Source organism: Actinoallomurus sp. NPDC052308, assembly GCF_040679195.1.
In the GTDB taxonomy this organism is placed as follows: domain Bacteria; phylum Actinomycetota; class Actinomycetes; order Streptosporangiales; family Streptosporangiaceae; genus Actinoallomurus; species Actinoallomurus liliacearum.
In genome coordinates, this window is the sequence record NZ_JBFAUM010000048.1 from 18,649 (window position 1) to 40,353 (window position 21,705).

Genomic DNA, 21,705 nt, shown 5'->3' on the forward strand with positions numbered 1-21,705 from the left:
CCACCCGCTCCGGGTCATCGGGTGTCGGCGGTGCGCCGTCTTCCGGCGGCCGCGACCCGGAGGCCCGGGGCGAGGTGGTCGAGGGCCGTGTCCGGCCACCGCTGCTCGACCGCCCGGACGAGCGCGGCCACCAAGTCGCGGCCGTCGACTCCGCGTCCCGCCGCCCCGTCTTCGGGCAGCCGGTGCCACAGCTCGTTGACGGTCTCGAGGTAGGCGTCGGTCGGCCGCACGGTGTTCGCCTGGTGGAGCAGGTCGAGCACCGCCGCGGCCGGCAGCCTGCCGACGTCGTCGCGCAGGCGCAGGAGGACGAGCCGGTGCAGCTCGGGGAAGGCGGCCGCCGCCCGCAGGGATTCGCGGTAGAGCGCCGCGCGTTCGTCGCCGGCCGCGTCGCGGGCGTGGTCGAGCCGCCCGAGCCGGTAGCCGGGCAGGACGGCCTCCTCGTCGGCCGACCTGAACCGAACGCGGTCGCCCAGGGCATGGAACGCCGGCACGGATTGGAGGAGCAGCAGCCCCATCCGCCAGTCCGGCAGGAACGCCAGGGTCCGTACGAGCATCCCGAGGTCGCTCGTCGCGGCCACCCGAAGGTCGTACGCTCCGGGATCGCCGGAGAGGAAGAGCTCATAGTCGGTCGCCTCGGGCCGGGTGCCCAGAGGCGCGATGGCGAACGCGTCGAGGACCGAGACCGCGGAACCGTCCTCCCGGCTCAACCGGATCCGCAGCTCATCGGCCAGGTGCACCCTGACCCGCAGGGTCTTCAGGATCCTGTCCCATTCGGACGGGGACAGCTGGGCCTTCCAGAGTCTGCTCAGCCCGATCCAGCGCTCCACGGCGGCGGCCCCGGAGCCGGGGAACATCTCGGCGACGGTGGTCCCTTCGCCGGACAGGAGGACGAGGAGGATGGTGAGGTTCGCCGTGTACGCGGCGAGCCGCCGGGTGACGGGATGCGTCACCGGCTCGTAGGCGGTGTAGGACCGTCCGGCGTGCGGGTACGGCGCGCCGTCGAGGAGCTCGCACAGCAGCGCCCGGCGCCCGCGCTCCTCCGGCCGGCGGCGGAGCAGCTCGCCGAGGAAGTCGACGATCGGCCCGCGTTCGGCGACGCACGCGAAGGACAGGACCGCGAACAGGAAACCGTCGTCCGGCCGGCCACCGGCGGCCGTCGACCGCGCGCTCATCACCTCCTTCACGGCGGTCAGATCGTCGAGCACGCGGACGGCGAGCCAGGCGACCAGGAACTCCGCGAAGGTCGGATGCAGGAACTCGAAGGTCCGGGTCCGCTGATCGTGGATCCGGGCCTCGGAGCGGTGGATGAAGAAGAACCGGCCGGTCGTGCGCTGCGCGGGACTCAGCGCGGCCCGCTCGTCGACGCCGGGGTCCCGGTGCTGTGGCAGCAGGACGGACAGGTCGCGGTCCAGCTCGGCCTCGTCGGCGGTCTGCCGGCCGCGGTTGAACATGGCCAGCGCGGCGACGGCCAGGTGCTCCAGCTCCGCCTCCGCCAGCCGGCGCTGCGCGTCCGACGGCAGCGACGCGGTCTCCGGCGCCTTGCGCATCTCCCGGAACGCGAAGTCCAGCAGCAGCGCCTCGTACAGGTCGGCCTGGCCGAGGCTCCCGGTGGCGGCCTGCAGCGCGTTGTCCTGCGCGTCGAAGATGGCGAGCATGAGCAGGAGCAGTGGCTGGCGCGCCAGCTCGCGATGGGCCAGGACGGTCTCGACGGGAAGCGGCCGGCGGGACCTTGCCGTGAGGAGCGCCGCGTTGTGCCGGTGCCAGACGTCCAGCCAGTAGCGCACCTGGTCGTCGGTGAAGGGCAGGAGTCGCAGCGCGACGGTGCCCGCCGGATACCGTACGCGGTCGGCGACCACGGTGCGGCTCGTCACGATCACGGCGATCGGCTGCCCGAGCGCCGACTGCCGGCGCTGCAGGTCACGGACCTGCTCCAGGTAGTCGTACCGGTTCACGCCCGCCGCCTGCAGCATCTCGTCGAAGCCGTCGAGGATCACGACGGGCAACGCGCCGTCGGCCGCCTCGAGCAGATCGGGCAGGGTCACCCGTTCGCCCGACTGGCGGTGGATCGCCTGCTCGATCTGCTCCTGGATCATCGACTCGGCGGCGACCTGGCGGAGTTCGACCCGGATCGGCAGGAAGTCCTCCTCCGGCAGGCGGGCGGCGAGGACCTCGGTCAGCTTCGACTTGCCCGACCCGGGCTCGCCGAGGACCACGAGCGGCGCCTGGACCGCCCGCGGGGAGGTCAGGAATCCGGACAGGAACGCCGCGGCGTGCGGCTCCCGCACCTGCTCGTTCGCCCAGAACTCCGGGTCGGCCGGGCTCTCCGCCGGGGGGACCTCCGCCACCTTGCAGCGCGGGTTGACGTACGCGTCACCGAGGGCGGGCAGGACCACCCCGTCGGGCGCCCGGCCGGTCGCGACGATCGGCTCGGACAACGCCGCGCGGTACCCCCGGAGCAGGTGGCGTCTCGGCCGGTCGCCCGGCCGGTTCGCCGCCATGGTGCCGAGGAGCCTTCCCACCTCGGACAGCCCCGCGCCGAGCGCCTCCAGCCGGGTCAGATTCGCCCAGACCTCGAACTCCCGGTTGTCCGTCGCGAGCCTCCGGAACGCCTGCTCGTAGTTGTCGAGCGCGGCCGGTGGCACGGCCGCCACCGTCCGGGTCAGGCGGGTGCGCTCCGGGCCGGAGAGCGCGTCCCACGCGGCGACGCCCCGCAGGAAGGCCGTCAGCCGCCGCGACATCTGCTCGTACGTCGACCTGATCGCCGCTCGGGTGCTCTCGTACGGGACGTGCGGCTCGGGCAGCGGGAGCCGGTCGTTCAGCAGCCCGTCGACCAGTTCGGCGCCCCCGCGCGCGGTGAGGCCGCCGGTCGCCTGGGCGACCTTCTCGCCGGGGGTCAGGTCGAAACGCTCGAGCCCGATCGCGGGATCCGCCTGTTCCAGCGCCTCGAAGTAGGAGGACACCACGAGGACGGCGTGGGCCGCCGCGAGCCGCTGCGTACGGTCGAAGCGCGACAGCCCGGTGCGCCGCTCCGCGATCCGGCGCACGGTGTCGTGCCCGAACCTGACGATCTCCTCTTTCAGGTCGAACAGGTTGAGGGCGGCGGACATGTCGTTCCCGGTCGCCAGCGCGGCGACAGACCACGTCACCAGGCCCGCCGCCGCCAGCCGGTCGGCGAGGCCGATCAGCCGGCTGGGACGGCCGCCGAGGATCTTCAGAGCGTCGGCGTAGGTCAGCGACTCTGCCACTCAGGCTCCTTAGAGGGGGGAAGGTTCGCCCCTATCATCGGCCGACAGAGCCGGGAGTCGCACGCGCGCCCGCGTACGGTGCCGGGATCGGGCGAGAGCCGCTTCGGGCAGGCGAAAGCCGGGCGGATCGGCGCGATCCGCCCGGCTTCGTCTCTCGTCAGTTGCCCGCCGGTGCTCCGGAGGACGCCGTGAGGGCGGTCGTCGTCACCGGCTGCTTCGTGGCGCTCTCCTTCATCCACTTGGTGAAGGACAGCTGCCAGTAGCCCCAGCCGTTGTTCCACTCGAGGTCACGGGTCGTGCCGCTGATGACGATGACGTCGCCGCGGTTGCTCAGGTTGAAGAACCACTGCGCGCCGGCGGGCGTCTGCCGGACGCAGCCGTGACTGCAGTTGCTGTGGCCGAGGCACCCGTACTCGCCGGGGCTCTGGTGCAGGTACTCGCCGCTGTTGCTGATCTGCACGTCCTTGTAGACCAGCTCGTGGTAGTACCCGGGCTCGCCCTCCTTGATGTTCGGCGAGGTCATGGTCACGACCGGGGACTTGCCCATCGCCAGGTGGACGCCGCTGGTGGTGCGGAAGTCGTTGCCGTGGGAGTCACCGCCGCCCATGCCGCCGCTCACCTTGATGGTCTTGGCGAGCTTGCCGTCGACGTAGACCTTGTTCAGGTGGGTCTTGAGGTTGACCTTGGCGATGTGGGAGGCGCCGATCGAGAAGTTCTTCGTGACGTCCTTGGTCCCGTACACGCCGGCGGACGCCCGGACGCCCGCCATGTGCGCGACGAGGCTGACCTTGGTGTGCGCGGGCCAGTAGGCCTTCGTCCGGAAGATGACCTGCTGGCTGGTGATCCAGCGCCAGGCGCCCTCCACCGGGGAGGTCGACCGCACCTCGAGGGCCTTCTCGACGGCGGCCTTGTTGGCGACCGGCCGGTCGAAGCTCACGGTGATCGGCATGCCGACGCCGACGGTCTCCCCGGCCCGCGGGATCACATCGCTGACCTTCACCGTCGAGGACGCCTTGAGGGTCGTGAACTTACTGGTCACGGTCGTGGCCTTGCCGTTCGCGTTCTTCGCGGTGGCGGTCACGGTGTACTCGGTGCCGGGCTTGAGCGTCCACTTCGTCTGCCAGCTCTTCTTGTCCGCGGACAGGACGCCGTCGACGGTGCCGGCCCCGGCCTGAACGCTCACCTGCTCCAGGACACCGCTGGCCGCCGTCACGGTCACGCCCTTTTCCGGGCGTACCTTGGCGGTTCCGTTCGCCGGTGTGATGGTGGCCGCCGCGTCCGGCGCCTTGGCGGACTTGCCCGTCGTGGAGGCGTCGCCACTCGATGAGCACGCCGCGGCCAGTGTGAGAAGGGCTGCGGCCGCCGCCGGCATGACCCATCGACCCGATCGACTGATGCGCACTGATGACCCCACTTCGCGCAGAAAGATGCGCGGCTCATCACGGCAGAACGGAGGCGCGCATCGGTAGATCCCCGGTAATTTGAGCATCATAGTATCGATCATCGCCAATTAACCGGGCAATACCGCTTTTCAGGCCGCTGACTCGCGAAACGGCGATACGAGGCAGGCGATCGCCGCGCTCTTCGACGTGGACGCCGGACGATACGACGGGACCCCGCCGGTCGGCTCGACCGGCGGGGTCCCGCGTCCTTCCGCTCGTCAGCGAGTGAAGACGGTGAGCGTCTCGGCCACCGGGCGCGGCTCTCGCGGCGAACACGGAACGACGACGTCACCGAAGGGCGCGGTGCTCACCCTGAGCACGACCCTGGCGAGCCGGAGCCGATCGACGCCGATCGCCCTCGGAACCCACCCGCCCGCGAGGTCGCCGGTGACGGGCTCGTACGCGGCGACCGGACCGCCGGATCCCGACAGCCGGAACGCGCCGGTCTGCGCGCCGGCGACGTCGACGTCGGCGACGGCGCTCCAAGAGGTCACCGCCACCGGCGGACGCAGGCTGAGCCGGGAGACGTGCAGGTCGACCCGCGTGAACGTGCCGACCGTGGGCCGGTCCGGCGTCGCGGTCAGAGTGCCGTCGAACTGCACGCTCCGGTCCCCGAGGATCGGCACCGCGCACGTGTAGACCATGGAGAAACGGGCCGCGTCCGCGGGCGCCTGGGTGAGGACGAGGCCGAGCGCGACGGTCGTGGCCGCGGTGACGATGCGTCGGTCGAAAGACTTGATCATCTGATCTCCTTGGCAGAGGTCGTTTCCGCCAAGAAGACGATCACGGGTGACCGGCCGGGCCACCCCCGTGAAACGCGATTCGACGGAATCTTTGAGCCGCCGGTACCTCGCGCGGGGCGCCGCCGGGCGGTGGCCTCGCCCCCGCCCGCTCCGCGCCGGCCCTACCGCCGCCGTGCCGCAGGCACGACCAGGGGCGTCCCGGTCTCCGGGTCGTCGATCACACGGCAGGGCATGCCGAAGACCTCCTCCACCCGCTCGGCCGTGACCACCTCGGCGGGGGCTCCCTCGGCGACCACCCGCCCGCCGCGCATCGCGATCAGATGGTCGGCGTACCGCGCCGCGTGGTTCAGGTCGTGCAGCACGGCGACGAGGGTGCGGCCCTGCTCCCGCTGCAGGCGCGCGCACAGGTCGAGGACGTCGATCTGATGGGCGATGTCCAGATAGGTCGTTGGCTCGTCCAGGAGCAGCAGCGGGGTCTCCTGGGCCAGCGCCATCGCGATCCAGACGCGCTGGCGCTGGCCGCCGGACAACTCGTCGACGTGGGCGCCGGCCAGCTCCACCACGCCGGTGGCGGCCATCGACTCCTGGACGACGCGCTCGTCGTCGGCCGACCACTGGCGGAACAGGCCCTGGTGAGGGTGCCGGCCACGCGCCACCAGGTCGGCGACCCTGATGCCCTCGGGGGCGATCGACGACTGCGGCAGCAGCCCGAGCGTTCGCGCGACCGTTCGCGTGGCCTGCGCGTGGATGTCCCGGCCGTCCAGCAGCACGGTTCCGGAGCGCGGCCTGAGCATGCGCGCGAGCGCGCGCAGCAGCGTCGACTTGCCGCAGGCGTTCGGCCCCACGATGACGGTGAAGGACCCGTCGGGGATCGTCACGGTCAGCTCCTCGGCGACGACCCGGCGCTCGTACGCGAGCGTCAGCGCCCGCCCCATGAGCCTGGCCCCGCCCGCTCCCGCGCCCCGCTCCCCCGCCGCCGGTCCGGCCGCGTCGTCCGGCGGACGGGGCGTGCGGTGCCCCTGGTCCGCCGGTCCGGGCGCGACGCCCGGCGTGCGGTGTGCGCGTTCGCGCGTGCCGTCGTGTCCCACGTTTCCTGCCTCCGTCGTCGAACGGTCCGAAGTCGTCACAGCCGTCCCGTGCGGCGTTCCGTGGCGAGCAGCCAGATCAGGTAGGCGCCGCCGAGCACGCCGGTCACCACCCCGACCGGCAACTGGTGGCCGGGGATCAGCCGCTGGGCGGCCAGGTCGGCGGTGACCAGCAGCGCCGCGCCCATGCACAGGGAGGGCAGCAGGTTGGGGCCCGGTTCGCGGGTGAGGCGCCGGGCCAGTTGCGGGGCGGTCAGCGCGACGAACGAGACCGGGCCGGTGGCGGCGGCGGCGAGCGCGCTGAGCAGCACCGCCGAGGCCAGCAGCACCAGGCGGATACGCTGCACCCGCACGCCGAGCGCCGTCGCCGCGTCGTCGCCCATCTCGAGGATCCGCAGTTCCCGGGCGCAGCCGTGCAGCACCGCCGGCACGACCACGACCGTGGCCGTCAGGACCGGGGCCAGGTCGCCCCAGCCGCGCCCGTCGAGGGTGCCGGTCAGCCAGAGGACCGCGCGTGCGGCGTCGGAGATGTTCGTGCGGGTGATCAGGTAGCCGTTGATCCCGGTGAGGATCGCGGCGACGCCGATGCCGACGAGGACGAGCCGGCCGCCGTGCAGGCCTTCGCGCCAGGCGAGCAGGTAGATGACGGCCCCGGTGGCGATTCCTCCGGCGACCGCGCCGGCCGCCAGCGCCACCGCGCCGCCGCCGACGACGATCGCGGTGAGGGCCCCGGCCGCCGCGCCCTGGGTGAACCCGAGGAGGTCCGGGCTGCCGAGCGGATTGCGGGCCAGGGCCTGGAACGCGGCGCCGGAGAACGCCAGCGCGGCACCGGCCACCAGGGCCGTGAGCACGCGCGGCAGCCGTACCTGCTCGACGATGAAGACGTCGGCGGGGCTTCCCCCGCCCAGGAGCGTACGGACGACGTCCACCGGGCTCATCGGATAGTCACCGCCGCCGATGGCGAGGACGGCGCCGGCCGCGGCGATCAGGACGCACGCCGCGCCGACCGCGAGGGCGCGCGGCCGCAGCCGTACGGAGAGCCCACCGGAGGTCCGGAGCACGATCGTCCTGCTCGGCACGTTCCGCTCCCGCCGCTCATCCACGCGCCTCATGCGCCTCCCACCCGGCCCCGCCGGACGACGGCCAGGAAGACCGGGCCGCCCGCCACCGCGGTGACGATGCCGACCTGGATCTCCGCGGGCCGGCCGAGGACCCGTCCGAGCACGTCGGCGCCGAGCAGCATCACCGGGGCCAGCACCGCGCAGTAGGGCAGCAGCCGGCGCAGGTCGGGGCCGGCCAGCGCGCGTACGAGGTGCGGCACCATCAGCCCGACGAAGACGATCGGCCCGCACGCGGCGGTGGCCGCGCCGCACAGCAGCGTGACGGCGACGAGCGCGCCGGTCCGCGTCCAGGTGGGACGGGCGCCGAGCGCGCGGGCGCCGTCGTCGCCGAGGGCCAGCGCGTTGAGCGGACGGGCGAGCGCGGCGGTGAGCAGCACCCCGGCCGCGACGAACGGGGCGATCCCCGTAACGGTCGAGGGCCGGGCGGTGGCCAGCGACCCGACCGTCCAGAACCGCATCCTGTCCAATGAGGCCGTGTCGATGAGCTCCACCGCGCTGACGTAGGCGTACAGCGCCGCGTTGACGGCCGCCCCGGCGAGGGCCAGCCGCTCCGGCGTGGCGGCGCGTCCGCCGCCGACCGCCCAGACCAGGACGGCGACCGCGCCCGCCCCCACGAACGAGAACCACACGTAACCCGAGACGGACCTGATCCCCAGGAAGGTGATCGCGGACACGACGGCGGCCGAGGCGCCGGCGTTGATGCCGAGCAGGCCGGGGTCGGCGAGCGGGTTGCGGGTCAGCGCCTGCATGACCCCGCCGGCGAGCCCGAGCGCGGCACCGGCCAGGAGGCCCAGGAGAGTGCGCGGCAGCCGGGTCTCGCGGACGACGGTGTAGGCGGGGGCGTCCGGATCGAGGAGGCCGTGCCAGACCTCGCCGAGGGAGTACCGCCGGGCGCCGATGGCCAGGCTCGCCGCGAGGACGGCGAGCAGGAGCAGCAGCGCGGCGGGCGCCCCGGCCCGGCGCGCGGACCGGCGTGGTCCCGCCGGTGGGGCGGCCGGGGGCGGTGCCGCGGACGGCGCCGGTGACTTGGTGACGGACACGGAAGAGCTCCGGATCGAGATCGCGATCACACTGGACAAGGTCAACTTAGGTTAGGTTAACCTAACTTCGATCTCGCGGCGCCCGCCGCCCGCTCCCCTGCACGGAAGGACCCGCCATGCCCCATGTCCGGACCCCAGGACTGTCCCGCCGCGGTCTGCTGGCCGCGTTCGGCGGAATCGGCGCGGGCGCGCTCGTCACCGCCTGCGGAGGGGGCGGCGGATCGAAGGCCGTGGTGGGCGGCGGATCCTGGGCGTTCACCGACGACCGCGGCCGGACGGTGAACGCGAAGAGTCGCCCGCGACGCCTCGTCGCCTACATCGGGACGGCGGCGGCCCTGCACGACCTCGGCCTCGGCGACCGGATCGTCGGCGTGTTCGGCCCGACCACGCTCAAGGACGGCAGGCCGGACCCGCTCGCCGGGAACCTCGACGTCACCAAGGTGACGGTGCTCGGCAACACCTTCGGCGAGTTCAACGTCGAGAAGTACGCCGGACTGCGCCCCGACCTGCTGATCACCAACATGTTCCTGCCGAACGCGCTCTGGTACGTGCCGGACAACAGCAAGGACAAGATCACGGCGCTCGCCCCCAGCGTCGCCATCACCGCCGCGAAGGTGTCCATCACCGAGCCGATCCGGCGGTACGAGGAGCTGGCGGCGGCCCTCGGCGCCGACCTGAAGGCCCGGCAGGTCACCGACGCCAAGGCGCGGTTCGACCGCGCCACGGAGACGCTCCGCGCGGCGGCCAAGGCCAAGAGCGGCCTCAAGGTCCTGGCCGCCTCCGGCAGTCCCGACCTGTTCTACGCCTCCGACCCGAACGCGAACGCCGACCTGCGGTACTTCCGCAGCCTCGGCGTGGACCTGATCATGCCGGACAAGGTCAGCTCCCAGGGCTTCTTCGAGGAGCTGAGCTGGGAGAACGCCGACCAGTACCCGGCCGACGTGATCCTGCTGGACGCGCGGACCTCGGCGCTGCAGCCGAAGGACCTGGCCGCCAAGCCGACCTGGGCGAAGCTGCCGGCCGTGAAGGCGGGCCAGGTCACCCCATGGCAGAGCGAGCCGCGCTTCAGCAACGCGGGCTTCGCACCGATCGTCGAGACGCTCGCCGCCGCCATCCAGAAGGCCCAGAAGGTCCGCTGACCCGCGACGACAGGAGATCCATCGTGAGCACCACCGCCACCGCCGCTCCGTTCCGGTTCTTCGACCTGCGGGTCGTGCGGACGCGGCGCCTCGGCCCGTCGATCGTCCGGATCACGTTCGGCGGGGACCCCCTCACCGGCCTCGCCTGCGGCGGTCGTGACCAGCGGTTCAAGCTGTTCCTCCCCCACCCCCACCAGGACGCGCCCGTCGTCCCCACCGAGGCGGGCGAGGAGTGGTTCGCACGGTGGCGGGCGATGGACCCGGCCGTACGCGCGGTGATGCGCTCGTACACCGTGCGCGATCAGCGCCGCGACCCCGACGAGCTCGACGTCGACTTCGCCCTGCACGGGGACGGCGGGCCCGCGTGCCGCTGGGCGGCCCGCGCCACCCCGGGAGACCCGGTCGTCGTGCTCGGCCCGGTGGAGCCCGACAACGGCGGGGTCGACTTCCGGCCGCCGCCGGACGCCGACTGGATCCTGCTCACCGGGGACGAGACGGCGCTGCCCGCCGTCGCCGGCATCCTCGCCTGGCTGCCCGCGAGCGCCCGGGCGCGCGTGTGGATCGAGGTGCCGCACGCGGCCGACGTGCAGGACCTGCCGACGGAGGCGCAGGCCGAGGTCACCTGGCTGGTCCGGGAGAACGCCCCCGCCGGGGCGACGTTGGAGGCGGTCCGGGCCGCCACGCTGCCGGCGGGCACCCCGTACGCCTGGATCGCGGGCGAGGCCGCCGGCGTGCGGGCCCTGCGGCGGCATCTGGTCGGCGAACGCGGCTTCGACCGCCGTGCCGTGGTGTTCACCGGCTACTGGCGCCGGGGCGCGACCGAGGAGGACCTGCTCGCCGAGGCGGTGGCCGGCACGGCCCCCGCCAACGACTGACCCGGGAAGGACGACCCGTGACCTTCACCTCCCCTCTGCTCGGCGCGGACACCGCCGCGCTCTACCGCGACCTCGTCGCCGCCGGCGTCGACCGCGTGGCGGAGCGGATCGCCGCGGCGGACCGGCCGTTCACCGGGATCACGCCGGACCGGCTCGCCGAAGAGGTCGCCGCCGTCGACCTCGACCGGCCCCTCGGCGACGCGACCGCCGCCCTCGACGAGCTCGAAGACCTCTACCTGCGCGACGCCGTCTACTTCCACCATCCGCGCTACCTCGCCCACCTGAACTGCCCGGTGGCCGTCCCGGCCCTGCTCGGCGAGGCCGTGCTGTCGGCGGTCAACTCCTCGCTCGACACCTGGGACCAGAGCGCCGGCGGCACGCTGATCGAACGCCGCCTGATCGAGTGGACGGCCGGGCGCCTCGGCCTCGGCCCCGCCGCCGACGGGGTGTTCACGAGCGGCGGCACGCAGTCCAACCTCCAGGCCCTGCTGCTGGCCCGCGAAGAGGCGTGCGGACGCGTGCCCGCGGGGGCGGGCGAACTCCCCCGGCTGCGCGTCCTCGCCTCCACGCACGGACACTTCAGCGTGGTCAAGGCGGCGCGGCTGCTGGGCCTCGGCGACGACGCGGTGATCGGTGTGCCGTGCGACCGGGACCGGCGGATGCGGCCGGGCGCGCTCGCCCGCGAGCTGGACCGGTGCCGCCGCAGGGGCCTGGTGCCGATGGCGGTGGTCGCGACCGCCGGGACCACCGACTTCGGCGGCATCGACCCGCTGCCGGAGATCGCCGAACTGTGCGCGCGGGCCGGCGTGTGGCTGCACGTCGACGCGGCGTACGGGTGCGGGCTGCTGGTGTCGCGCCGCCGGCACCTCCTCAACGGCGTCGAGCGCGCCGACTCGGTCACCGTCGACTACCACAAGTCCTTCTTCCAGCCGGTCAGCTGCAGCGCGGTGCTCGTACGGGACGGAGCCGTGCTGCGGCACGTGACCTACCACGCCGACTACCTCAACCCCGCGCGCAGCGCCGCGCAGGGCGTACCCAACCAGGTCGACAAGAGCCTGCAGACCACCCGCCGGTTCGATGCCCTGAAGCTGTGGCTCACCCTGCGCATCATCGGCGCGGACACGGTCGGTGGGCTCTTCGACGCGGTGCTCGACCGGGCCGCCGAGGCGTGGACGCTGCTGGACGCCGACCCGCGCTTCGAGGTCGTCGTACGGCCGCGGCTGAGCACCCTCGTGTTCCGCTACGCGCCGCCCGGGGCGAGTGACGCGGCGCTCGACCGGGCGAACCTGCACGCGGCCGCCGCGCTGTCCGCCTCCGGGGCGGCGGTCGTGGCCACGACGGTCGTCGACGGCCGTCACCACCTGAAGTTCACGCTCCTGAACCCGCGCACCACCATCCGCGACATCGCGGACGTCCTCGACGTCCTCGCCGGGCACGCCCGCGACCTCCTGGGAGACGACCTTGCCCACGCCTCATGACTTCGTGGCCATCGGACTGGGCCCCTTCAACCTCGGCCTCGCCTGTCTGACCGACCCGATCGACGATCTCAACGGGATCTTCCTGGAGAGCGAGCCGGAGTTCGACTGGCACCCGGGCATGCTGCTGGAGGGCACCACGCTGCAGACGCCCTTCCTCGCCGACCTGGTCACGCTGGCCGACCCGACCTCGCCGTTCTCGTTCCTCAACTACCTGAAGACGTGGGGGCGCCTGTACCCCTTCTACATCCGCGAGAGCTTCTTCCCGCTGCGCGCCGAGTACGTCGACTACTGCCGCTGGGCGGCCGGCCGGCTGCCCACGATCCGCTTCGGCCACCGCGTCACGGCCGTGGAGTACGACGAGGCCGAGGAGGTCTACGTCGTCCACGCCGACCGGGCGGCCACCGGCGACCACGCGACCTTCCGTGCCCGGAACCTGGTCCTGGGCACCGGGACCCCGCCGTACGTCCCGGACTGCTGCCGCGACCTGCCCGGCGACGCGCTGCACTCCTCCGCGTACCTGCCGAACCGCTCCGCGCTGCGGGCCAAGCGCAGCGTCACGGTCGTCGGCAGCGGCCAGAGCGCCGCGGAGATCTACCACGACCTGCTGCAGGACGTCAACGACGGCGGCTACGAGCTGAACTGGGTGACCCGGTCCCCCCGGTTCTTCCCGCTGGAGTACACGAAGCTGACGCTGGAGATGACGTCGCCGGAGTACGTCGACTACTTCCACGCGCTCCCCGCCCCCACCCGCGACCGGCTCTCGGCGGCCCAGAAGGGCCTGTACAAGGGGATCAACGCGGACCTCATCAACGAGATCTTCGACCTGCTGTACCGCAAGAACCTCGTCCGGCCCTGCCCGACGAGGCTGATGACCGGCACGACGCTGCGCGAGGTTCGCCACGACCCGGCGACCGGCGCGTACACGCTCGGCCTGCGCCAGGAGGAGCAGGGCCGCGACTTCACGCTCACGACCGAGGGCCTGGTCCTCGCCACCGGTTACCGGTACCAGGTCCCCGCCTTCCTCGCCCCGGTCGCGGACCGCCTCCGGTGGGACCCGGCCGGGCGCCTCGCGGTCCGGCGCGACTACAGCGTCCACACGACCGGCGGCGGCATCTACGTGCAGAACGCCGAGTTGCACACCCACGGCTTCACGGCACCCGACCTTGGCATGGCCGCCTACCGCAATTCCTGCGTCATCCGGAGCCTGCTCGGCCGCGAGCCCTACCCGGTCGAGCGGTCCATCGCGTTCCAGGAGTTCGGCGCACCCACGGAGGAGGTCGTGGCCGAATGACGCTGTTCTCCCGGACCGACGACCGACTCGGTGAGTTCGCGCTCCGCCCCGTCGACCCGATCGGCGACGCGGCCCTGCTGCACCGCTGGGTCACGCACCCCAAGTCGGTGTTCTGGATGATGGGCGACGCGAGCCCGTCCGACGTGGTCACGGAGTTCGAGGCCATCGCGGCGCGGCCCGGACACGACGCGTTCCTCGGCCTGCACGAGGGCCGGCCGGCCTTCCTCGTCGAACGCTACGACCCGAGCCGCGAACTCGGCGCGGTGTACGACGCGCGCCCCGGCGACGTCGGCATGCACTTCCTGGTCGCGCCGGCCGACACGCCGATCCACGGCTTCACCCGCGCCGTGCTCGTCACGGTGATGGAGCTGCTGTTCGCCGACCCGCGGACCCGCCGCGTCATCGTCGAACCCGACGTGCGCAACACGGCGGTCCACGTGCTCAACGCGACCGTCGGCTTCGAGGTCGTCGGCACCGTGCCGCTGCCGGGCAAGCAGGCCCTGCTGAGCGTCTGCACCCGCGAGCGGTACGCGGCGACCCGAGGTCCCGGCGAGCGGTACGCGGCGACCTGGGTTCCGGGCGAGCGCCCCGATGCCCCTGACGCCGTCGCGCACCTGTCTCCCGGACGCTGGGCGGACGCGAACCGGCTCCTGGTGCGCAAGGCGCTCGCCGAGTTCGCGCACGAACGGCTCCTGACCCCCGAACGGCTGCCCGACGGCCGGTACGCCGTGCGCGGCGACGACGGCGGCGTGGAGTACCGGTTCGCGGCCCGCGTCATGGCCCTGGACCACTGGCGGATCGACGCGGGCTCCATCACCCGCCGGCGGTCCGGCGCCGAGCTTCCGCTGGACGCGGTCGACCTGATCCTGGAGCTGCGGCACACGCTCGGCCTCACCGACGACGTGCTCCCCGTCTACCTGGAGGAGATCACCAGCACGCTCGCGAGCAGTTCGTTCAAGCTGGCCCGGCCGCCGGTCCCCGCGGCCGACCTGGCACGGGCGGACTTCCAGGCCGTCGAGACCGGCATGACGGAGGGCCACCCCTGCTTCGTGGCGAACAACGGGCGTCTCGGCTTCGACGCCGAGGAGTACCACCGGTACGCCCCGGAGGCGGCCCGGCCCGTCCGCCTGCTCTGGCTGGCCGCGCACCGGGACCACTGCGCGTTCACCGGCGGCGCGGGCCTGGACCACGACGCGCTGATCCGCGCGGAGCTCGGCGAGCGGGTCCTCGACCGGTTCGCCGCGACGATGACCGGGCTCGGGCTGGACCTCGCCGATTTCCACCTGATCCCCGTACACCCGTGGCAGTGGTGGAACCGCCTGTCGGTGACGTTTGCGGGCGAGGTGGCGCGCCGCCGCCTGGTGTTCCTCGGGCCGGGAGACGACGAGTACCTCGCCCAGCAGTCGATCCGGACGTTCTTCAACGTGACCGCGCCGTCGAAGCACTACGTCAAGACGGCCCTGTCCGTGCTGAACATGGGCTTCCTGCGTGGCCTGTCCGCGGAGTACATGGCGGCGACCCCGGCCATCAACGACTGGGTCGCCGACCTGGTCGCCGGTGACGAGGTGCTCAAGCGGACCGGCCTGGCCGTCCTGCGGGAGCGCGCCGCGGTCGGCTACCACCACGAGCAGTACGCCGCCGCCTCGGACAAGGGCTCCGCGTACCGGAAGATGCTCGCCGCGCTGTGGCGGGAGAGCCCGGTCCCGCTGCTCGGGCCCGGCGAGCGGCTCGCGACCATGGCCTCGCTCCTGCACGTCGACCGGGCTGGCGGCTCCCTGGCGAGCGTCCTGATCGGAGGGGCGGGTCTGGAGCCGGCCGTGTGGCTGCGCCGGTACCTCGACGCCTACCTGACGCCGATCCTGCACTGTTTCTACGCCCACGACCTGGTCTTCATGCCGCACGGCGAGAACGTCATCCTCGTCCTCGACGAGCGGGGCGTCCCCCGGCGCGCCGTCTTCAAGGACATCGCCGAGGAGATCGGCGTGATGAGCGCGGACCGGCCGCTGCCGCCCGCGATCGAGCGGATCCGCGCGGACGTGCCCGAGGACGTGAAGATCCTGTCGATCTTCACCGACGTCTTCGACTGCTTCTTCCGCTTCCTCAGTGCGACCCTCGACGCGGACGGCACCCTGGACGAGGAGGGCTTCTGGTCGACGGTGGCCGCCTGCGTCGCCGACTACCAGGACTCCGTCCCTCACCTGGCCGACCGGTTCGCACGCCACGACCTGTTCGCCGAACGCTTCGCGCTGTCCTGCCTGAACCGGCTGCAACTGCGGAACAACCGGCAGATGGTCGACCTGGCCGATCCGGCCGGCGCGCTGCAACTCGTCGGCACCCTGGACAACCCCATCGCGCGCTTCGCGCGGTAGACCATGGCGACCCGTCCAGGCGCTCCAACGGGTGGGACCGACGCGGTCAGAGCGTCGCGACGTGGAGTACCAGCTTGCCGGTGGTCGCTCCTGCCTCGATGCGGCGGTGCGCCTCGGCCGCCCGTTCCAGGGGCAGCGTCGCCACCTGGACCCGCAGGGCGCCCTTCCCCGCGGCCGCCACCGCGCGGCGCAGCGCCCGGCCCGCCTCTTCGGGGAAGGCGGCGGAGAAGGCGGCCAGGTTGAAACCGGAGACCGTCTTGTTGGTGAACCACAGTTCGTTGGCCGGGACCCCGACGTCTTCGGCGCCTGACGCGTTGCCCATCACCACGAGGCGTCCCATCGGCGCCAGCCGGTCCAGGCTGGCACGGCGAGCGGGGCCGCCGACCATGTCGACGACGATGTCGAACTCCCCTGCCTCGGCTATCCGGTCGCGCAGGATCACCTCGTCATAGCCGAAGTTCCTGGCGGTCTCGATCTTGGCCTCGCTGCCGACCGTGCCGACCACGCGGCCCGCGCCCAGCATCCGGGCGGCCTGGCCGAGCTGACTGCCCACACCCCCGGCGGCCGCATGGACCAGGACGCTCTGTCCGGGCTCGATGCGCGCCACCCGATCGAGCACGAGGAAGGCAGTGGTGCTGTTGGACGGCAGCGCCGCGGCCACGTCCAACCCGAGGTCGAGGTCGTCCAGCGGGGCGACCAGGTCGGCGGAGGTGACGACCACCTCCGCGTAGCCGCCGCTGTCGACGATCGTCAACGCGGCCACCCGCTGACCGACCGTCAGGTCCTCGACACCTTCGCCGACGGCGCGAATCCGGCCCGCGACCTCGATGCCGGGGACGAAGGGCAACGGCACGTCCACCACGCCACGCCGGTAGAGGACCTCCGCGAAGTTGGCGCCCGCGTACGCCACGTCGATGGCGACCTGGCCCGGGCCGGGCTCGGGGACCGCCACCTTGTCGGTGCGGAGAACCTCGGCCTCGCCGAACTCGGGGATGGTCACTGCCTTCATCTGCTCGCTGCTGCTCATGGCGATGAGTCTGCTGTCGCGGCACGGACCCGGGCAGTGTCAGCTCATCCTGGGTGTGACACCACCAGGCTGCGCGCCCGCATCAGCTTCTCCAGCCGCTCCTGGGTGCCGGTGCCCGGACGGGGGTTGTGCAGGATCAGGTGGTGTCCCGGGTGCTCGGGCAGCGGCAGCAGCGTGGCGTCGAAGGTCAGCGTCCCGGCCTCCGGATGGTCGACCGCCTTCACCGCGCTGGTGTGCTCGGCCACGTCGTGGCGCGCCCACAGTTCGGCGAACTCCGGGCTGACCTCGGCCAGGTCGGCGGCGATGCGGTCGAACTCCGGGTCGTCGGGATAGCGCGCGGCGTCGGCGCGGAAGCCGGCGGCCACGTCGGACGCGGTCTCGGCCCAGTGCCGGTGCACCACCCGGTAGCGGGCGTTGGTGAAGAAGGAGACCAGGCAGTTGTGGTCGGTCTCGCCGTAGCCGAACACGACCCGGGCGGCGTCGTTGATGGCGGTGAAGTTCCAGTGGCGGTCACGGACGTAGCCGGGCCGCGGCGACCAGGCGTCCAGCAGGCGCTGGACCTCCGGGGAGGCGGGCGCGGAGGCCGCGGCTCGGGCCTGCGGCGGGTTCAGCCCGGCCAGCAGGTACAGGTGCGCGCGCTCGACGGAGTCCAGCAGCAGCGCACGGGCGATCGCGTCCAGGACCTCCTCGGACACCTTGATGTCGCGCCCCTGCTCCAGCCACGTGTACCAGGACACCCCGACCCCGGCCAGCACGGCGACCTCCTCGCGCCGCAGCCCCGGCGTACGGCGGCGGCCGCCCGCCGGCATCCCGACATCCTCGGGCGAGACCCGCGCCCGCCGGCTGCGCAGGAACTCCCGCAACTCGGCCCGCCGCCGGTCACGGGACATGGAGGAATGAGCACTGACCATGGCCCCCACCCTAAGCAGTTCCCTCAGGCTGTTCCGCCTGGAGCGTGTCGAGTGTTCGGGTCGGCCATGCGCGTTCGGCGGATGAGGTTGTACGGGCGATGTGCTGGATGCCGGCCCGGAAGGGGGAGACGAGCTGATTCGAGGTACCTGTCGACGGGCAGGCGCTACCCTGTCGGACGCGACCGGCGGTCCGACGCCCAAGGAACACCTCGCGATGAGTCTCCGTCTCGGCGGCGGTCAGACCGGATGACGCGACATCGCACAAGGGAGAAACTCGATGCGAAGGATCACCGCCGGCCTGTTCATCTCGCTCGACGGCGTCGTCGAGAACCCCCAAGATTGGCACTTCCCGTACTTCAGCGACGAAATGGGCAGGGCCGTCGATGCCCAGTTGAGCTCCGCGGACACACTGCTGCTCGGCCGTAAGACCTACGACAGCTTCGCCGGCGCGTGGCCCGACCGCGAGGCCGCGGGCGGTGAGGACGCCGCCATGGGCAAGGCGCTCGGCGATGCACGCAAGATCGTGGTCTCGAACCAGGATCTCCAGTTCACCTGGCGTAACTCCGAGCAGCTGCGAGGCGACCTCGTCAAGGCCGTCACCGCACTGAAGAACGAGGCAGGCGCGGACATCGCGATAAGTGGATCCGTCTCCATCGTTCGTCAGCTCCTGGCCGCCGGTCTCCTCGACGAACTGCAGCTCCTCGTCCATCCGATCGCCGTCCGCGAGGGCATGCGCCTGTTCGACGAGGGCGAGTCCCCGATCCCGCTGCGTCTCATCTTCTCCAAGACTTTCACCACCGGTGTCCTGCACCTCGGCTACGCCCTGGCCGAGTCGACTCCCGAGGGCACGTACGGACGACGCCAAGGCACACCTTCCTCAAGGTGGGGACCGCTGACATTCGCGGTGTCATCCCCCTGGTGAAGGTGTGGCGTCGATGGTGGGGCGCAGGCCGATCGGGGGGAGGTACTCCCGTACGAGCCGGCGGTCCCACCACCGGCCAGTCTCGCGGCGTTCGTGCCAGGTGGTGAAGCGGTAGCGGTAGAGGCGGGCGCGGACGACGGCGGGCGGGGCGCCGGCGAACGGATCGTACCGGAGGAGCCGGAGCGTCGCCCGGTCGGCCGTCAGCAGTTTCTCGGCGAGCGGGACGATCCAGGGCTCCGCGTACAGGGAGGACAGCCCGGCGAACCACATCAGCCAGTCGAGCCGGAGGTGGTAGGGCGCGAACTGCGGCGGACGCCGCCGCGGGTCCCCCGGCTTGCCCTTGAACTCGTACTCCCGCCACTCGCTGTCCGGGCCGGGGTCGGGGTCCGCGGTGCCCTCGATGACGACCTCGTACCGGGTCCTGGTGATGCTGCCGAACGCGCCGTAGGAGTTCACCAGGTGCAGCGGGTTGAAGCTGGCGTTCATCCGCTGCCGCCGGGAGACCAGGTTCGCGACCGGCCAGTAGCTGAGCACGACGACCAGCACGGTGACCGCGATCACCAGCCCCTGGTGCCACGCCGGGTCGCCGACGGGCCGGGCGGACACCGGCAGGCCGAGCGCCCGCCAGTCCACGACGGAGGTCGCCAGGATCGCGGTGATCCAGTTCAGCCAGGCGAAGTTACCCGAGACGATCAGCCAGAGCTGGGTGACGATGACGATCGCGGCCGCGACCGTGGCGTACGGCTGCGGCGCGAAGAGCCCGAACGGCACCACCAGCTGGGCGACGTGGTTGGCCGCCACCTCGACGCGGTGCAGCGGCTTGGGCAGCCGGTGGAAGTACCAGCTGAGCGGGTTCGGCATCGGCTGGGTCTCGTGGTGGTAGTACAGGCACGTCAGGTCGCGCCAGCACGGGTCGCCGCGCAGCTTGATCAGGCCGGCGCCGAACTCCAGGCGGAACAGCAGCCAGCGCAGCAGCCAGAGGATCAGCACCGGCGGCGCGGTGCGCGCGTTGCCGAGGAAGATCGTCAGGAAGCCCGCCTCGCACAGCAGCGACTCCCAGCCGAAGCCGTACCAGACCTGCCCGACGTTGACGATCGACAGGTACAGCAGCCACAGGAGCGCCCAGAGCACCATCGACGCCCACAGCGGCACCGCGTCGGCGAGTCCCGCCAGGACGGCGGCCGACACGACGGTGCCGGTCCAGGCGACGGTTCCGAGGAACCGGTCCGAGTAATGGAGGTGGAAGAGGCTCGGCGCCCGCCGGAACGACACCCTTCGCAGGTACGCCGGCACCGGGGTCAGCCCCCGCTCCCCGGCCAGCGCGCGGAACTGGCTGACCGCGCAGAGGAACGCGATGAGGTAGATCGCGGCGAGGCCCCGTTGGAAGATCAGCCGGCCCGGCCAGTACCCGGGGTCCGTGAGCCATCGCACGGCCGCCGCACCTCCTCTCCGGAGAGCCGGAAGACGCGGCGCAGGGCGACGAGGGCGGCGTGGTGCCCGCACATGCCGTGCACGCCCGGGCCCGGCGGGGTCGCGGAGGAGCAGAGGTAGATGCTCGGGTTCGGCGTGGCGTACGGGACCGGGGCCATGGTGGGCCGGAACAGCAACCGCAGGTGGTCGCACGCCCCACCGGCGATGTCGCCGCCGACGTTGTTCGGGTTGCGCGCCTCGATCACGGCCGGTCCCGACACCGCGCGGGCGAGCACCAGGTCCGTGAAGCCCGGGGCGAATCGTTCGATCTGCCGCTCGATCGCGCCGGTCAGGTCGCCCGGCCAGTCGCGGGGCACGTGCCCGTAGACCCACAGGACGTGCGAGCCGGCCGGGGCGCGGGACGGGTCGGACAGGCTCGGCTGGGCGACGATGAGGAACGGAGGATCCGGCGCCGCGCCCTCGTACGCGGTGCGCAGCGCCGTGCCGATCTCCGCGAACGACGGGCCGAGGTGGACGGTGCCGGCCCGCCGGCAGGCCTCGGCCCGCCACGGCACGGGACCGGACAGCGCGTAGTCGACCTTGAAGGCGGCCGGGCCGTGCCGGTACCGGCGCAGCCGGTCGGCGAACCCGTCCGGCAGCCGGGGGCCGGCGAGGGCGGCCAGGTGCTCGGGCATGACGTCGCACAGGTAGGCGCGGGCGGAGGGCAGCTCGCCGAGATCCCGTACGTGTCGTCCGGTCTCGATCCGGCCGCCGAGGGAGCGCAGGTGGTCCGCCAGCGCGTCGGCGATCGCCTGCGAGCCGCCGGCCGGGAACGGCCAGCCGACCTCATGGGCCGCGAGGGCGAACAGCAGCGCGATCCCCCCGGTCGCGGGCGTGCTGAGCGGCGCGATGGCGTGCGCGGCCAGTCCCGCGAGCAGGCCGCGGGCGTGTTCGCCCCGGAACAGCCGGGCCAGCAGCGCGGCGGGCGCGGCGGCCCGGATGCCGAACCGGGCGAGCAGCAGCGGGTGGGCGGGCAGGCCATCGAGCGGGGCGCGCAGCACGTCGGGCGCGAGGTCGGCCCAGCGGTCCAGGAACGGCCCGATCAGGGCGCGGTAGGCCGGGCCGTCCCGCCCGAGGACGACCGAGGTCTCCTCGACGGACCGGGCCAGGATCGCGGCCGACCCGTCGGGGAAGGGATGGGCGAGCGGGATGGGCGGCTCGACCCAGGTGACGCCGTGCCGCTCCAGCGGCAGCCCGCGGAAGGCGGGCGATCCGGCGCCGAGCGGATGGACGGCGGAGCAGACGTCGTGCCGGAACCCCGGCAGGGTCAGCTCCTCGGTGCGCGTCCCCCCGCCGACCTCCGCCGCCGCCTCGTACACCCGCACGGTCAGCCCGGCGCGGGCGAGCGTGACCGCCGCCGTCAGGCCGTTCGGACCGGCGCCGACCACGACCGCGTCGACTTCGACCATGAACCGTGGGCTGCCCCGACGGCAGATCGTTACACCGCCGGCGCCGAACCCGACCCTGCCCGGTTGGCTGGCGTAGATCTGGGCGTGATCCACCCGTACGCGGTCGCCGGACCGGACGGGGAAGGGTTGTTGGTCTCG

16 protein-coding genes are annotated in these 21,705 nt (G+C 72.7%); 6 read left to right on the forward strand and 10 right to left on the reverse strand.

The window, feature by feature from the left end; all coding sequences use genetic code 11:
* Positions 1-14: 14 nt before the first annotated feature.
* The 6 genes from AB0L00_RS44260 to AB0L00_RS44285 all read right to left on the reverse strand — a co-directional run bounded on the left by AB0L00_RS44260 (position 15) and on the right by AB0L00_RS44285 (position 8,676).
* A complete protein-coding gene (locus AB0L00_RS44260; protein WP_364443974.1) occupies positions 15-3,245 on the reverse strand; it encodes a hypothetical protein in 3,231 nt (1,076 codons plus the stop codon).
* A 157-nt stretch (positions 3,246-3,402) separates the two neighbouring features.
* A complete protein-coding gene (locus tag AB0L00_RS44265; protein WP_364443977.1) occupies positions 3,403-4,617 on the reverse strand; it encodes an Ig-like domain-containing protein in 1,215 nt (404 codons plus the stop codon).
* Positions 4,618-4,905: 288 nt separating this feature from the next.
* Entirely contained in the window at positions 4,906-5,430 is a 525-nt protein-coding gene (locus tag AB0L00_RS44270; protein WP_364443980.1) for a hypothetical protein, read from the reverse strand.
* A gap of 161 nt (positions 5,431-5,591) precedes the next feature.
* Entirely contained in the window at positions 5,592-6,365 is a 774-nt protein-coding gene (locus AB0L00_RS44275; RefSeq protein WP_364444008.1) for an ABC transporter ATP-binding protein, read from the reverse strand.
* A 188-nt stretch (positions 6,366-6,553) separates the two neighbouring features.
* Positions 6,554-7,627 (reverse strand): iron chelate uptake ABC transporter family permease subunit, encoded by a 1,074-nt coding sequence (locus AB0L00_RS44280; protein WP_364443983.1) that lies wholly within the window; start codon positions 7,625-7,627, stop codon positions 6,554-6,556.
* On the reverse strand, positions 7,624-8,676 hold the full coding sequence (locus tag AB0L00_RS44285) for an iron ABC transporter permease (RefSeq protein WP_364443985.1): 1,053 nt from the start codon (positions 8,674-8,676) through the stop codon (positions 7,624-7,626). The genes AB0L00_RS44280 and AB0L00_RS44285 overlap by 4 nt, the downstream gene beginning before the upstream one ends.
* Positions 8,677-8,792: 116 nt before the next feature.
* On the opposite strand from AB0L00_RS44285, the gene AB0L00_RS44290 reads away from it, so the two are divergent.
* The 5 genes from AB0L00_RS44290 to AB0L00_RS44310 are packed head-to-tail and all read left to right on the forward strand — an operon-like array spanning position 8,793 to position 15,828.
* Entirely contained in the window at positions 8,793-9,815 is a 1,023-nt protein-coding gene (locus AB0L00_RS44290) for an ABC transporter substrate-binding protein (protein WP_364443987.1), read from the forward strand.
* 23 nt (positions 9,816-9,838) lie between these two features.
* The gene (locus AB0L00_RS44295; protein WP_364443990.1) at positions 9,839-10,690 is read left to right on the forward strand and encodes a siderophore-interacting protein; all 852 of its coding nucleotides are present in this window, start codon (positions 9,839-9,841) and stop codon (positions 10,688-10,690) included.
* A 35-nt stretch (positions 10,691-10,725) separates the two neighbouring features.
* On the forward strand, positions 10,726-12,168 hold the full coding sequence (locus AB0L00_RS44300) for an aspartate aminotransferase family protein (protein ID WP_364444011.1): 1,443 nt from the start codon (positions 10,726-10,728) through the stop codon (positions 12,166-12,168).
* Positions 12,169-12,172: 4 nt separating this feature from the next.
* The gene (locus AB0L00_RS44305) at positions 12,173-13,459 is read left to right on the forward strand and encodes a lysine N(6)-hydroxylase/L-ornithine N(5)-oxygenase family protein (RefSeq protein ID WP_364443992.1); all 1,287 of its coding nucleotides are present in this window, start codon (positions 12,173-12,175) and stop codon (positions 13,457-13,459) included.
* Positions 13,456-15,828 carry a GNAT family N-acetyltransferase gene (locus AB0L00_RS44310; protein WP_364443994.1) on the forward strand — a complete coding sequence of 791 codons (2,373 nt, stop codon included), beginning with the start codon at positions 13,456-13,458 and terminating at the stop codon, positions 15,826-15,828. Before AB0L00_RS44305 ends, AB0L00_RS44310 begins: the two co-directional genes overlap by 4 nt.
* 46 nt (positions 15,829-15,874) lie before the next feature.
* On the opposite strand, the gene AB0L00_RS44315 is transcribed toward AB0L00_RS44310, so the two are convergent.
* A complete protein-coding gene (locus tag AB0L00_RS44315; RefSeq protein ID WP_364443996.1) occupies positions 15,875-16,855 on the reverse strand; it encodes a zinc-binding dehydrogenase in 981 nt (326 codons plus the stop codon).
* A 44-nt stretch (positions 16,856-16,899) separates the two neighbouring features.
* Complete coding sequence (locus AB0L00_RS44320) at positions 16,900-17,766, reverse strand: helix-turn-helix transcriptional regulator (RefSeq protein WP_364443998.1); 867 nt, start codon at positions 17,764-17,766, stop codon at positions 16,900-16,902.
* Between the two features lie 277 nt (positions 17,767-18,043).
* On the opposite strand from AB0L00_RS44320, the gene AB0L00_RS44325 reads away from it, so the two are divergent.
* Positions 18,044-18,688, forward strand: a complete 645-nt coding sequence (locus AB0L00_RS44325) for a dihydrofolate reductase family protein (RefSeq protein ID WP_364444001.1) — start codon at positions 18,044-18,046, stop codon at positions 18,686-18,688.
* Here the strand turns inward: AB0L00_RS44325 and AB0L00_RS44330 are convergent.
* On the reverse strand, positions 18,674-20,119 hold the full coding sequence (locus tag AB0L00_RS44330) for a lipase maturation factor family protein (RefSeq protein WP_364444004.1): 1,446 nt from the start codon (positions 20,117-20,119) through the stop codon (positions 18,674-18,676). The two genes, AB0L00_RS44325 and AB0L00_RS44330, sit on opposite strands and share 15 nt — an antisense overlap.
* On the reverse strand, positions 20,077-21,705 hold a 1,629-nt coding region (locus AB0L00_RS44335), incomplete at its 5' end, for an NAD(P)/FAD-dependent oxidoreductase (protein WP_364444006.1). The genes AB0L00_RS44330 and AB0L00_RS44335, both read right to left, overlap by 43 nt.